This window comes from Paludifilum halophilum (genome assembly GCF_002245355.1).
Taxonomy (GTDB): domain Bacteria; phylum Bacillota; class Bacilli; order Thermoactinomycetales; family DSM-45169; genus Paludifilum; species Paludifilum halophilum.
In genome coordinates, this window is sequence record NZ_NOWF01000005.1 from 271,082 (window position 1) to 283,476 (window position 12,395).

Sequence of the window (12,395 nt, forward strand, 5' to 3'; positions counted from 1 at the left end):
ATTGCGTAGTTTAAATAGAAAAAATATTCATTCGTCGTTCTTTTTCAGAACAGGTTTATTTTCGGAGGGATGCGGGCATCCTGTTGCCAGAGTTTCGCGAAATGCCAAAAGTTGGTTGTCTGTCGGTGAAGTTTCCATCGGCCCGGGCGGTGGGAACCGTCGATGAAGATTGAACATGTTGAAAAGGAGTGCGGCGGAACCGTGGAAGATGTGATCAAAGCATTTCGGTGTCGAGAGCCGGAAAAGCGGATTCCTGTCTTGCGACTGGAGCTGGATTACGAGCTGGCCCTGCTGCATGAGGCGATGGTCGAAAAAAATACGCACCGGATCGATCAATGTAAAGCCCGCCTCCGGGAACTTCGCCAAGAGATGTTGATGCTTGAAGCTCTATGAGCTTTATAAGAAATACCACCCTTTGACTTCGCTTTTAAAAAGGAAATAAAGAGATCGTGTCGAATTACATGAGTGTATCTCGAATGAGATGCACTTTTTTTGTTGCCACCTCAAGGGGAAGAATGAGAGGCGAAATGCGGGGAGCCGCTAGTGCCCGATCTGGAAACCAAGTTGGGGAGGGGGGAGGTCGTTGTAGATCCTTTGCGTTTTTTGCAAGAGATCGGAGACGGCCTCAGCCTTTTCCCCCCTCAGCTGCACAAGCAGAACAAGGTTGCTTGCAGGGGCACCAGATCGCCCGGATTCGGAGACTGGATAGGAGGGGTATGATGGAGTGGAAAATGGCGAGAGAGCCTTTAATGACATTGGCGACAGATTGTCTGGTCGTTTTGCACACACAAGGGGGCGAATCTCTCAAAGGATGTGCGCGGGAAGCGGATGAAGCCCTGGATCATCGCATTTCCCAGTTGGTGACGGAGGGGGAAGTCACCGGTCGATATAAAGAAGCGGTTTTGGTTCACAACTGGGGCAAGATTCCGGCGAAGCGGCTTTTGGTGCTGGGTTTGGGTAAAGAAGAGAAGCTTACCCTGGATCGGTTCAGAAACGCGGTGGCCGTTGCAGCCCGTAAAGCGCGGGGCGCCGGTGTGAAGCAGTTGACTTTCGGTTGTGCAAAACATTTAAACCGGCGTTGGAACGCGGCGGACTTCGTCCAGGCTTTGGTGGAGGGTGTCGAGCTGGGGCTTTACCGTTACCGCGGATGGAAAAGTCAGGATGAGACAACGGACGCCAAAACCTTGGAAACGGTTTGGCTCAGTCTGGAGGAAGTAAGTAATCCGGCCTACGAGGCGGGCGTAGAACGGGGGCGTGTTTTTGCCGCCGCTACCAATACCGCCCGGGATCTGGCCAATAAACCGGCCAATATACTGACCCCTTCCACCTTGGCAGAACGCGCTTCGGAAATCGCCGACCGTCAGGGGCTGAACGTGGAGATCTTGGAAGAAGAACGCTTGAAAGAGTTGAATATGAGTGCTCTGCTGGCGGTATCCGAGGCCAGCGCAGAACCGGCCCGTATGATCGTTCTCTCCTATGAAGGGGCTCCCGAAAGCCAGGAAGTGCTCGGTTTGGTCGGAAAGGGTGTCACTTTCGACAGCGGGGGAATTCAGGTAAAACCTTCCCGGGGGATGGAGCAGATGAAGGGGGATATGGCAGGGGCCGCCGCAGTGCTGGGTGCTATGGAAGCCATCGGTTCTCTGCGTCCCCACTGCAATGTAACCGCCGTTATTCCCGCCTGTGAAAACATGATCAATGGTAATGGATTTCGTCCGGGAGACGTGATTCGATCCTTTAGCGGAAAAACCATTGAAATCCATCATACCGATGCGGAAGGGCGTCTGATTTTGGCTGACGGCCTCGCTTACGCCCGTCGTCTGGGTGCGACTTCTCTCGTCGATGTGGCGACGCTGACTGGCGCTGTGATTGTCGCTCTGGGCCATACCGCCACAGGCGTGATGGCCAACGATTCCGAATGGAGTGCCGAAGTCAAAGAGGCGGCCCGGCACGCCGGGGAGAAAGTATGGGAGCTTCCTATGTACGAGGAGTATGAGGAATACATTCGGAGTGAAGTTGCCGATATGAAGAATGAGGGAGGGAGTCCAGCCGGAACGATTCAGGGGGGCATGTTTCTGAAGCAGTTTGTGGAGGAGACACCCTGGACCCATTTGGATATCGCCGGAACGGCAGATGGACAAAAGGAGGATGGCATTCATTTACGGGGAGCGACCGGAGCGGGTGTACGGACTCTGACTCAACTGGCCCTGCGGTTCGGAGGCAAATAAATGCGGGGAATCCCTCTACAGTGGCAAGAGGAGGCAGGACTTCCTGCCTCTTTTTGATGGAGAAGGTTGAGCCGAAACCGGGAAGAGGATATGATAACCCTGTGAAGGGAGAGATCCGATGAAAATCCTTCGTTACCGATATCGTAACCGAGTGGAATGGGGCATCTGGAAGGACGAGGGAATTCAACCCGTCAGAGGGGACTTATTCGGCTCCCTGGAGGAACAGGGGGAGGTCTTGTCGCCGTCGCGGGTGGAGTATATGTCCCCGCTTCGCCCCAACAAGTTGATCGCGATCGGCCGCAATTACGTCGATCACGCTAAAGAGATGGGGAATGCGGTACCGGAGGAGCCGATGATGTTTCTCGTTTCTCCGACGGCGGTAATCGGTTCCGGTGAAGCGATTCACCTTCCCAACCGGATAGATTCAATCGAGTTTGAGGCGGAATTGGCGGTCGTGATCGGCGAAGAAGGCCGAAACATTCCCGCCGGGCGCGCTTCGGAACATATCCTCGGTTATACCTGCGGTATTGATGTGTCCAACCGGGTATTGCAGAAAAAGGACGGACAGTTTACCCGGGCCAAATCCTTTGATACGTTTAAACCCCTGGGGCCGATGATCGAAACGGATATGGACTCCTCGGACCGGTGGATCCGACTGAAGGTGAATGGGGAGATTCGTCAGGACGGAAGAACATCGGATATGGTCCATTCGGTTCCCGCCCTTGTGGAGGCGATTTCTCATGTTTTTCCCCTGGAGAGGGGAGATGTGATTCTGACCGGGACCCCTGCTGGAGTCGGACGGCTGTTTCCGGGGGATCAGGTTGAGATGGAGATTGAAGGAATCGGAACATTATCCCATCGGGTTGAAGGGTGAAGGGGTTTTGTACGGGATGAGCAACCGATGGATCGAACTTCGGCAAAAGCTGCAATCCTGGAAACCGCGATGGACCGTCGACGACTGGTGGGGGTTGACTGACCGTTTTGAAAAGGCTGTCGGGAGCATCTTGGTACAAAATACATCATGGCAAAACGCGTATCGGGGAGTGGAGTCAATGCGGCAGGCGGGTCTGATGACTCCCGATGCGATCCTGGCCGCGACGGAATCCCGTCTGCAGGCGGCGGTTCGTCCGGCGGGTTTTTATCGGGCCAAATCCGCCGCCTGTCGCCGACTCTCCCGTTGGGTTGCCGATCGGGGCGGCCTCGAGGAAGTGCGTAATCAGAAAGGGGACACCCTCCGCGAAGATTTGCTCGCGATCAAGGGGATCGGTCCTGAGACGGCGGATATGATCCTTCTGTATGTGTTGGATCACCCCACTTTCATCGGGGATGCTTATACCCGACGGATTGCTCTCCGGTTGTTCGGCTCCCCCGAGCTGTCCTATGAACAGGTGCGTTCCGAAGTGCTTGAAGCGATCCGGGAAACGGAGGAGTTGGGTTTATTTCACGCTTTGTTGGTGGAGCTGGGGAAAGACCATTGCCGAAAACGCCGTCCGCTGTGCGATACATGCCCGGTCCGCCGAAACTGTGTATACGATAGAGAGCGATCCTCTCTCTCCTTGTGAAAGAGTGCAAGGAGGGGGCGTAAGAACAACGAAAAGTGTGGAGCCCAATCCCGACCAACCGAGAAACAATCACAACGACAACGCTCTATAGAAGGAGGTTCAAGTATGGAGATACAAGTGACCGGGCCTGCCGCCAAGGCACTCCGTTCCAAACAGGGATCGGAAACCGTTGCATGGCGTCTGGCGGCGGTTCATGCAGGCTGCGGGTGCGGAGAAGACCTCCTTTTTGAGATGGAGCGGGATCACCCCCGCCCTGATGATGTATGGTTAAAGGCGGAGGGAATCCCCTTCCTGATTGACCCTCACAGCCGATCTTATTTGGATCGGAAACTGGTGGTGGATTACTGCGAGGAGCGGGGGACTTTTACCCTGAAGAGCGACAGCCAAATCTATCGGTCTCATATTCGTTTGTAGAAGGAGATAGGACTTTGAAAACCATCGAAGTTTACGCGCACCGAGGATATTCCGCCGTGGCTCCGGAAAATACAATGGCCGCTTTTCGACGGGCGGCGGATGTACAGGCCGAAGGTTTGGAGTTCGACGTCCATCGGACCAAGGATCGCCAGCTCGTCGTTATCCACGATGAGACGGTCCAACGGACGACCGGGGCAAGCGGAAAAGTGCGGGAGCTGACCTTGGATGAATTGCGCCGGTTGGACGCGGGAAGCTGGTTTTCCGACGACTTCCGGGGAGAAAAAATTCCGACTCTGGAAAAAGTGCTCCGGTTGGCGGCGGATACGGGAATGAAAGTCAATATCGAGTTGAAAAACAACAAGTTCCGGTATCCCGGCATGGAACAGGACGTGATGGAGAGGGTGGACCGTTTCGGGCTGATCGGAAAGGCCGTCCTCTCTTCCTTCAACCATTACAGTCTGCGCGAGGTCAAGGAGCGATATCCGGAAGTGGACACAGCCATTTTGTATATGGCCTCGCTGTACGAGCCCTGGAATTATGCGAAAGCGGTCGGCGTTTCCTCCATTCATTCCTACTGGCCGACAATGGAAAAGGGGATGGTGGAAGCCTGCCGGAAGGAAGGGCTCCCGGTCCGCGCCTTTACGGTCAACCGAGTCCGTGTGATGCGGAGAATGATTGAATGGGGAGTCGATGCCTTGATATCTGATCAGGTGGAACGACTGCAGCAGGAACTGAAAGGCTGAAAGCCCGGCGGTTCGCCTCTGGAAAGCCATCGGACAAGTTGCGGCCCGGTTCCTTGAAATGGTATGATAAAGAAGATTGATAAGCGCCCGCTGGCAGGTGAGGCGCTTCTTTGCATGAAGGAGGGGTCAGCATGCAGTTGGGATGTCACATCAGTGTGGCTAAGGGATTTTATAAAGCATCGCGCCGCGCTCGGGAGCTGGGGGCGGATGCTTTTCAGGTCTTCACGAAAAACCCCCGGGGGTTGAGGCCGAAAAAGATGGATTACAAGGATGCGGAGAAGGGAGTCCGTTTTTGCCGTGAGCACAATCTCTCGGTGGTGGCTCATACCCCGTATATCACCAATTTGTCCACTCCCAAGGATGATTTACACGAGGTGACGGTTCGCTCGATTCGAGAGGATCTGCACATCGCAGAAACCTACGGTGCGGTCGGAGCGGTCGTCCATTGCGGCAAACATGTCGGAGAAGGGGTGGAAGAAGGAACCCGGCGCATGGTGGAAACCCTCAATGAAATTTTGACGGATATCGAGGGGGACACGCTGCTTCTGTTGGAAAACACGGCGGGACAGGGAACGGAACTCGGTCTGGATATCGAGGACCTGGTCCGGATTCGGGAAGCGACAGATTATCCGGAAAAGATCGGTTTCTGCTTCGACACCTGCCATGCCTTCGCGGCGGGAACGTGGAAGGAGGATACCTTCGGTGAACTGATCGGGAAGATGGAGGAGACAGGTTATCTGAAGCATCTGGTTGCCATCCACTTCAATGACAGCAAAGCCCCTTATGGTTCCCGAAAGGATCGCCATGAGAAAATCGGCGAGGGGGAGATCGGTGCTTCCGCTCTGTCCAAGTTTCTTCGATGTGATCAACTGGAAGGTTTGCCGATTACGCTGGAGACGCCGGTCAGCGATGAAGGGGAATACGCGGAAGAGATTCGCTACCTCCATCGGTTAAAGGGAGAGAAAATGGGCGCCTGACGTCCCCGAGAAAGGAGGAGCGAGATGGAAGCCTTGAACGACTGGTTGCGACAGACACCTGTGGCGGCCTATCTGTCGATTTTGGTGATGACGGCGGTGATTTATAAAGTGGCTTTCGCCCGTAAATTACCGATCCTCAAATCCCTGATCGTTTATCTGGTTCTGGCATTCGGCTGCGTGCTGTTTTGGTTTCTGTTCATCCTGAGGTTTCCCATCATTGAGATCTTGCTGGTGACGGTCGTCATGATTGTGATTGCCCGCATTCGCATGTGGATGACCGACCGGAAACAAAAATCCCCGGAGTGATCAAACCCGGAAGGGACAGGCATGCGTAATGACATCCAATGGAAAATGGCGGCTGTGGGAGATTTTCTACGGATGGGGGAGGACAAGAGACAATGAGGCTGCAGGAGGCTCTTTTCAACTGGCTGCAGATTAAAGTGGTGTGGGAGAAAAGGCCCAAAGATCGTTCCGCAGAGGAAACCACGAGGTTCTTTGAAGAGATCCTGGTGAAGGACCACCATGTGGAAGATATCCGGGTGTCAAAGGCGGAAGAGGCGTATACCGTTTTCTACAGGCACGACGGAGAGGAGCATACCCAACGGTATGACCGGGAACAGGTGGACCAACTGTTAGTAAGTATTGAATCCGAACCCAAATACAATCAATCCTTCGACGACGGGCCGGAAACGGATTAATGCCTCTCTTTACGGATGGATGGCTGTTTTTCGGCGCTTTTCCGGGCCAGGGTGCGTTCGCGGATGCGCTGATGGCATTCCGGACAGAGAAAGATCCGGTGCGGGTGTTTACGGAGCTTTTTCGCCTGTTTGGGGTCGGGGGAAAAGGTACAATCGCACAAGATACAAGATGCTTTCATATGGACGCCTTCTTTCCTTCAACTTGATTCTTTCGGAAGAGGATCCGGGAATATTTATGTTTTCCCGCATACCGGATGGGGGAAACAGCCCCCCCACCCATCTTTTTCTGCCGGTCGGTTAATCCCGCTTTCCAACCGAGGCTTTCTCCAAAAGGCGGGGCGGTGCGTTGGTTCCGGCTCCTTTGACACAGCTATGAACTCCGATCCATAAGTAGTATACTACACATGCGATTTCAAGCAGACCCTTTCGAGGGGAAAAGCGTTGGATGTTGAGGGTGTTTCGGAGGCGAATAAGGTAGAGACAGGAGGATATCCAATGGCTGAACGAATTTCAGAGACATTGAGCGAGCCGTTATTAAACAAATTGAAAGGGGAACAGTACGTTTTACTGGCTACCATCGATCCGGAAACCAACACACCGGTGGTGAATGCGGTTTCCTGGGTGTACGCCCCCGATGATCGGAATCTGCGGATCGCCGTGGGACACCGCTCCCGAATGATCGGTAATGTGAAAGCCAATCCCCGGGTGACGGTGACGGTGATCGGTCCCCATTCGACTTATTCAATCGCTGGAAACGCCCGGGTGAGCCATGAGCCTCTCGAAGGGGCTCAGATCAAACTGGCGGGAATCACGATTGAGGTGGAATCTGTTCGCGATGTGATGTTTTACGGTGCAAAAATCGTTGAGGAACCCCGCTATGTAAAAACGTACGACAAGGAAGCCGCCGACAAATTGGATCGCCAAGTGATGGATGCGCTTCGGCGCGGATAACCGGTTCCTCGTACCCCTTTGGAATGGGGTGGATCGATGGTCCATGATCAGCGTGCATGCGGAATATTTAATCCGGCAATCGTCGACCGAGGGATGACTGAAAATCCGGGCGGGGTTCTCCCTGCCCGGATTTTCTTATGCTGTACGGTCGTAGGCAATGAAATACGGGCAAGGCGGGTGAGGATCCAGTGAAAACGGTCCTGATTGTGGATGATGAGGAGAAGATCCGTAACGTACTCTCCTCTTATCTGGTGAATGCCGGGTTTCAAACCTTGGAAGCGGAAACGGGAACCCATGCTCTCGACCTTTTGAAAAACCGATCGATCGATCTCGTCGTTTTAGACTTGATGCTGCCGGATCTTTCCGGGGAAGAAGTATGTCGGGAGATTCGCCGCCGATCCGGTGTACCGATTTTGATGCTCACCGCCAAAGTGGAGGAACAGCACCGGATTGACGGTCTTTCCATGGGAGCCGATGATTATGTGATCAAACCCTTCAGCCCCCGCGAGATTGTCGCAAGGGGGCGCGCCATTCTGCGACGTGTCGGGGAGGAGTGGCTTGCCGAACGGATCTCGTTTTACGACGGCGATCTGATCCTGGATACAAAGGCGCACACAGTCTTTAAAAAGGGACAACCGATCCACTTGACGCCGGTTGAATATCGGTTGATACAAATGTTGGCCCGTCATCCGGGGTATTCTTTTTCCCGGGAAGATCTGATCGAAAAAGTCTTCGGTTTTGATTATGAAGGGGAAGCCCGAACCATTGATCAACATATGAAAAACCTGCGCAACAAGATTGAAGCCGATCCGAAACATCCGGTTTATCTTAAAACCGTCTTCGGCTTCGGATATCGGTTTGACGGAGAAAAATCATGAAAAAAACACTGCGCCGGCGTCTGACTTTCGCTTTTGTCGGTGTTGCTGTCGGTATCGTTCTCTTGGCCAGCATGGTTTCGATTGCAGAAACCCATTACCATTTTTCCATGTATCAGGCGGAGAAATCGGAGGGTGGAAACCAATCCGGCCTGGATGATCATTTTGAGCAGGCGTTAATCCAGTCGTTGCTCTGGACGGCCTTAGGTGCGGTGTTGCTGGCGGGGTTTCTCAGCTGGGCGGTGGCCCGTCGGATTACGTCACCGCTGGAAACCATGAAAAAAGCGGCAGAGAAGATTGCCGCCGGATCCTTCGGCGTCCGCGTTCCAGTGCGGGGACAGGATGAACTGGCGCAATTGGGGGATGCTCTCAATCACTTGACACATGAGCTGCAACAGCAGGAAGATCTGCGCAAAAAAATGACCTCTGATATCGCTCATGAGCTGCGAACCCCGTTGGCCACCTTGAAAAGCCATATGGAAGCCTTTGAAGACGGGATTTGGGAGCCCACTCCGGAACGGCTTCAATCCGTTGCCGGGGAGATCGAACGTCTGATCGGACTGGTGGATGATCTGGAGCAGTTGACCCTTGTGGAATCCCCGGATTTTGAATTGCAACGGAAGGAAGAGGATTTGTCCGAGATTGCCCGGCAAGGGGCTCAGAGTGTGGATTCCGCCTTCATGCAAAAAGGGGTGGACTTATGTGTCGAGGCGAACCAAACGGTGATTGTCTGGGTCGACCGGCATCGGATCACCCAGATTCTGGTTAATCTCCTTTCTAACGCGTTGAAATTTACTCCTCCAGGCGGACAGGTCACCCTTCAAACGAAACAGGAAAACGGCACAGCTATCCTAAAGGTAGCGGATACCGGAGAAGGGATGACCGAAGAAGAAACCTCCCGTGTCTTTGAACGATTTTATCGTGTAGATCCTTCACGAAACCGGAAACAGGGAGGAAGCGGGATCGGACTCACCATTGTGAAGAAACTCGTCGAGTCTCACGGTGGAGTCACTCGTATCCAGAGTGACAAAGAAAAAGGAACTGAGATAAATATCGACCTTCCTGTAAAATGAGAAAGGTTTAGAAGCGTTGTGAGGAAGGGTTGGGTTCCACACGGAATGCCTTTTGGCTCGTAGCATGGTTTCATTTCTTCATCGTTTCTTCATAAGTGAAGGGTAGCCTGGAGATTAATCGAATGCCCCATCAGGAAATCCAGTTGAAGGGGCATAAAAAGATGGAGAGGCGATGCAAGTGAAAAAGACCTTCCTTACGGTAACCGGGATGACATTGCTGTTTGTTTCGTTTTTAACCAGCTGTTTCGCCGGCAGTAACTCCGGGAGTACGGAGGTGAAGAACGAGGGCACTCGGCTTACGACGGACACTAAAAACGTAACCCGCATTGAACAGGATGACCCGATCCGAGTCGCTGTGGAAACGTCCCAAACCGTCTGGCCCTCCTCTCACAAGGGAAATCGTCCGGGAACGGTTCTCCTCGGTGTGAAGGGGGATTGGGAAACCCATTTGGCGGCTGCTACTCTGATCCATCATCCGAATAACGGTCCTTTGCTCTATGCCGAAAAAGATCGGATTCCCGAAGAAACCATGGAGGAGATTCAACGTCTGAAACCGACAGGAAGCCGATCCAACCATGGAGTACAGGTGATCCTGACTGGTCGTTTTTCGGATTCGGTCGAGCAACAGTTGAAAGATAAAGGGTTGAAAGTGGATACGGTCAAAGGCGACAACCCTGCGGATATGGCTGAAAAATTGGATGCGTATTATGCAGAAGCCAGCGGAGAGATCCCGCAAAGTGTCATCGTTGGATCCGTGGAATCTCCCGCATTTACCCTTCCCGCCGCCAACTGGATTGCCCACATGCCGGAGCCTCTTCTATATCTGAAGAAAGACGAGGTACCGGAAGAAACAGCGGATGCGCTGAAAAAACGGAAAAACAAAGCCAATATCTATATCCTGGGGCCGGAATCATCGGTTTCCGCTTCCGTGGAAAAGGATTTGGAACAGTACGGTGAAGTTAAGCGGATCAGTGGGCCAACCCCTGAAGAAAACGCCATCGCTTTCGCGAAATATAAGGATGAGGACACTTCCTTCGGGTGGGGGGTGACGGAACCGGGGCACGGAATCACTTTAAACCGGGTATCCCATACCGAATCGGCCATCGCCAGCGCCCCTTTCGCCCATCTGGGGAAGCACGCTCCAATGCTTTTAATGGAAGACGAGTCTCTGTCGGACGCTCTTCACACATATTTGATGAGTCTACGGCCGACATTCAAAGATGACCCTACAGTCGGTCCCTATAACCATGCATATCTGATCGGCTCCGACGAACAGATTACCGATAAGGTCCAAGGAGAGGTGGATCAACTACTGGAAATCACCTCAAAGGACGGAGAGGGCCACGGGGGACATTAACCGTTTTCCTATCTAGAAAAAACCATTCGTAAAGGCGGCTGTACCACAGCCGCCTTTTTTGGATACCGGATTTTAACGCGCTGGTTTGGGGTTGCGCGTTTGGTTTTGTTTTTCCTGCTCGACGCGAGAAGGCGGTTCTTCTTGTTTCGGGACTTCTTTGGAGGGCTGGGGAACAATCCGGGAAGCGATATTGGCCAATTCATCCGTCACTCCCCCGATCGGTTGACCGTTTCGGATATCATCCGCCATTTCACGCAGCCGTTGGACCGTATCGACATCAGCAGTCACCAGAGCGTTGGCCCCCTGGGGATCTTCCTTAAGTGCCTGAGCCACGGAGTACTTGACTGTTCCGACACGGCCGCGGTCCAGAGTGGGGTCCACATCGATTCCTACAACCGTATATCCACCGGCTGTGACAGCGGTGGCTCTTTCCACCTGAGGCATGTCGGTGGCGATTTTAACCAGGCGGTCGGCGACCGCCGGGGGATTATCGGGTTGTTTCCGGTTGGGGGCCGTCTGCTTCACCCGTTCCGTACGGGGAACATCCTGATTCTTCGGGGGCGCCGATTCGTTGGCAGGAGGCTTGTTGGCCGGTTGACAGCCGAACAGGAGACCAACCGCACAAATGAGTGTCAAAATGCGAATCATGGCCTTCCTTCCTTTCCAGGTTGGTGGTTAAGCGTAGTGTAACCGGAAGGAAAAGAAAGCATGTATTCCCGGTGAAGGAATGAAGCCTGCGGTGCATGGGATGCGAGTACCTTTTCCCATGAATAGGTATAAATGGTTGATCAAACGGTGGAACGGGGATTTTCTTGGGTCGGGGCGGTTTCTTTGTGTAGAATGGAGGAGAAAAACACGATTAGAGGGGGCGTCTTTCTTTGTTGCAAGTGGAGAGTTTTACCTTGGGCCCGGTGATGACCAATTGTTACCTGATCTATCACGGAGAAACCCGGGAGGCCCTGGTGGTGGACCCGGGCACCGGTCCCGAAGAAGTGCTGGATCGGCTCAAAGAACTGGAATTGAATGTTCAGGCCATTCTCCTCACCCACGCTCATTTCGACCACATCGGCGGACTGGAATCCGTCCGGGAGAAGACGGGAGCGCCGGTATACGTACACCGGGAAGAGGCCGACTGGCTGGAGAGTCCGGACTTGAACGGTTCCGGACTCTTTCCGGGCCTGGATCCCGTCCGGTGCGGCAGGGCGGAACATCTGCTGGAAGGAGGGGAGATACTTTCCTTTTTGGGACAAACGTTCCGCGTTACCCATACTCCCGGCCACTCCCCGGGGAGTGTCTCTTACGCCTTGGATTCCATGGTCTTCAGCGGGGATGTTTTGTTTGCCGGTTCCATCGGTCGCACCGATCTCCCCGGAGGGGATCATGCCACCCTGATGCGAATCATCCACGACTACATGATGGAACTGCCGGAAGAGACCGTCGTCTACTCCGGCCACGGTCCCGTCACCACTATCGACCGCGAACAAGCGAGCAATCCTTTTGTAACAGGAATGCTGGATTGA

General features: G+C 53.7%; 16 protein-coding genes. 14 read left to right on the forward strand and 2 right to left on the reverse strand.

Going from position 1 to position 12,395, the window contains the following annotated elements; translation table 11 throughout:
- Positions 1–162 precede the first annotated feature (162 nt).
- The 9 genes from CHM34_RS10190 (at position 163) to CHM34_RS10230 (ending at position 6,619) form a co-directional block, all read left to right on the forward strand.
- Entirely contained in the window at positions 163–393 is a 231-nt protein-coding gene (locus CHM34_RS10190; protein ID WP_240511959.1) for a YkzI domain-containing protein, read from the forward strand.
- 326 nt (positions 394–719) lie between these two features.
- Positions 720–2,225 (forward strand): leucyl aminopeptidase, encoded by a 1,506-nt coding sequence (locus CHM34_RS10195; RefSeq protein ID WP_169713688.1) that lies wholly within the window; start codon positions 720–722, stop codon positions 2,223–2,225.
- Positions 2,226–2,343: 118 nt separating this feature from the next.
- Positions 2,344–3,099, forward strand: coding sequence for a fumarylacetoacetate hydrolase family protein (locus tag CHM34_RS10200; protein WP_094264488.1), 756 nt, complete (start codon positions 2,344–2,346; stop codon positions 3,097–3,099).
- Positions 3,047–3,787 (forward strand): endonuclease III domain-containing protein, encoded by a 741-nt coding sequence (locus tag CHM34_RS10205; protein ID WP_141201682.1) that lies wholly within the window; start codon positions 3,047–3,049, stop codon positions 3,785–3,787. Before CHM34_RS10200 ends, CHM34_RS10205 begins: the two co-directional genes overlap by 53 nt.
- 105 nt (positions 3,788–3,892) lie before the next feature.
- The gene (locus CHM34_RS10210) at positions 3,893–4,201 is read left to right on the forward strand and encodes an iron-sulfur cluster biosynthesis family protein (protein ID WP_094264490.1); all 309 of its coding nucleotides are present in this window, start codon (positions 3,893–3,895) and stop codon (positions 4,199–4,201) included.
- A 14-nt stretch (positions 4,202–4,215) separates the two neighbouring features.
- Positions 4,216–4,944 carry a glycerophosphodiester phosphodiesterase gene (locus tag CHM34_RS10215; protein ID WP_240511960.1) on the forward strand — a complete coding sequence of 243 codons (729 nt, stop codon included), beginning with the start codon at positions 4,216–4,218 and terminating at the stop codon, positions 4,942–4,944.
- A gap of 131 nt (positions 4,945–5,075) precedes the next feature.
- Positions 5,076–5,921 (forward strand): deoxyribonuclease IV, encoded by an 846-nt coding sequence (locus CHM34_RS10220; protein WP_094264491.1) that lies wholly within the window; start codon positions 5,076–5,078, stop codon positions 5,919–5,921.
- A gap of 24 nt (positions 5,922–5,945) precedes the next feature.
- Entirely contained in the window at positions 5,946–6,227 is a 282-nt protein-coding gene (locus CHM34_RS10225; protein ID WP_094264492.1) for a YlaH-like family protein, read from the forward strand.
- A 92-nt stretch (positions 6,228–6,319) separates the two neighbouring features.
- The gene (locus CHM34_RS10230; protein ID WP_094264493.1) at positions 6,320–6,619 is read left to right on the forward strand and encodes a hypothetical protein; all 300 of its coding nucleotides are present in this window, start codon (positions 6,320–6,322) and stop codon (positions 6,617–6,619) included.
- On the opposite strand, the gene CHM34_RS10235 is transcribed toward CHM34_RS10230, so the two are convergent.
- Positions 6,616–6,798 carry a DUF2197 domain-containing protein gene (locus CHM34_RS10235; protein ID WP_094264494.1) on the reverse strand — a complete coding sequence of 61 codons (183 nt, stop codon included), beginning with the start codon at positions 6,796–6,798 and terminating at the stop codon, positions 6,616–6,618. The genes CHM34_RS10230 and CHM34_RS10235 overlap by 4 nt on opposite strands.
- Positions 6,799–7,114: 316 nt before the next feature.
- Here CHM34_RS10235 and CHM34_RS10240 point away from each other — a divergent pair, with 316 nt between their 5' ends.
- The 4 genes from CHM34_RS10240 (at position 7,115) to CHM34_RS10255 (ending at position 10,875) form a co-directional block, all read left to right on the forward strand.
- The gene (locus tag CHM34_RS10240; RefSeq protein ID WP_094264495.1) at positions 7,115–7,570 is read left to right on the forward strand and encodes a pyridoxamine 5'-phosphate oxidase family protein; all 456 of its coding nucleotides are present in this window, start codon (positions 7,115–7,117) and stop codon (positions 7,568–7,570) included.
- Between the two features lie 188 nt (positions 7,571–7,758).
- The gene (locus CHM34_RS10245) at positions 7,759–8,448 is read left to right on the forward strand and encodes a response regulator transcription factor (RefSeq protein ID WP_206093788.1); all 690 of its coding nucleotides are present in this window, start codon (positions 7,759–7,761) and stop codon (positions 8,446–8,448) included.
- On the forward strand, positions 8,445–9,518 hold the full coding sequence (locus tag CHM34_RS10250) for a sensor histidine kinase (RefSeq protein ID WP_094264496.1): 1,074 nt from the start codon (positions 8,445–8,447) through the stop codon (positions 9,516–9,518). The genes CHM34_RS10245 and CHM34_RS10250 overlap by 4 nt, the downstream gene beginning before the upstream one ends.
- Positions 9,519–9,690: 172 nt before the next feature.
- A complete protein-coding gene (locus CHM34_RS10255; RefSeq protein WP_240511961.1) occupies positions 9,691–10,875 on the forward strand; it encodes a cell wall-binding repeat-containing protein in 1,185 nt (394 codons plus the stop codon).
- A 72-nt stretch (positions 10,876–10,947) separates the two neighbouring features.
- Here CHM34_RS10255 and CHM34_RS10260 read toward each other — a convergent pair whose 3' ends face one another.
- Positions 10,948–11,523, reverse strand: a complete 576-nt coding sequence (locus CHM34_RS10260; protein ID WP_094264497.1) for a YhcN/YlaJ family sporulation lipoprotein — start codon at positions 11,521–11,523, stop codon at positions 10,948–10,950.
- 230 nt (positions 11,524–11,753) lie between these two features.
- Here CHM34_RS10260 and CHM34_RS10265 point away from each other — a divergent pair, with 230 nt between their 5' ends.
- On the forward strand, positions 11,754–12,395 hold the full coding sequence (locus tag CHM34_RS10265; protein ID WP_240511962.1) for an MBL fold metallo-hydrolase: 642 nt from the start codon (positions 11,754–11,756) through the stop codon (positions 12,393–12,395).

Bases quoted from the DNA above. Each gene is read 5' to 3' on its own strand.
- CHM34_RS10190 (WP_240511959.1), top strand. From the start codon at position 163: ATGAAGATTGAACATGTTGAAAAGGAGTGCGGCGGAACCGTGGAAGAT.
- CHM34_RS10195 (WP_169713688.1), top strand. From the start codon at position 720: ATGGAGTGGAAAATGGCGAGAGAGCCTTTAATGACATTGGCGACAGAT.
- CHM34_RS10200 (WP_094264488.1), top strand. From the start codon at position 2,344: ATGAAAATCCTTCGTTACCGATATCGTAACCGAGTGGAATGGGGCATC.
- CHM34_RS10210 (WP_094264490.1), top strand. From the start codon at position 3,893: ATGGAGATACAAGTGACCGGGCCTGCCGCCAAGGCACTCCGTTCCAAA.
- CHM34_RS10220 (WP_094264491.1), top strand. From the start codon at position 5,076: ATGCAGTTGGGATGTCACATCAGTGTGGCTAAGGGATTTTATAAAGCA.
- CHM34_RS10225 (WP_094264492.1), top strand. From the start codon at position 5,946: ATGGAAGCCTTGAACGACTGGTTGCGACAGACACCTGTGGCGGCCTAT.
- CHM34_RS10230 (WP_094264493.1), top strand. From the start codon at position 6,320: ATGAGGCTGCAGGAGGCTCTTTTCAACTGGCTGCAGATTAAAGTGGTG.
- CHM34_RS10235 (WP_094264494.1), bottom strand. From the start codon at position 6,798: ATGAAAGCATCTTGTATCTTGTGCGATTGTACCTTTTCCCCCGACCCC.
- CHM34_RS10240 (WP_094264495.1), top strand. From the start codon at position 7,115: ATGGCTGAACGAATTTCAGAGACATTGAGCGAGCCGTTATTAAACAAA.
- CHM34_RS10250 (WP_094264496.1), top strand. From the start codon at position 8,445: ATGAAAAAAACACTGCGCCGGCGTCTGACTTTCGCTTTTGTCGGTGTT.
- CHM34_RS10255 (WP_240511961.1), top strand. From the start codon at position 9,691: ATGCAAGTGAAAAAGACCTTCCTTACGGTAACCGGGATGACATTGCTG.
- CHM34_RS10260 (WP_094264497.1), bottom strand. From the start codon at position 11,523: ATGATTCGCATTTTGACACTCATTTGTGCGGTTGGTCTCCTGTTCGGC.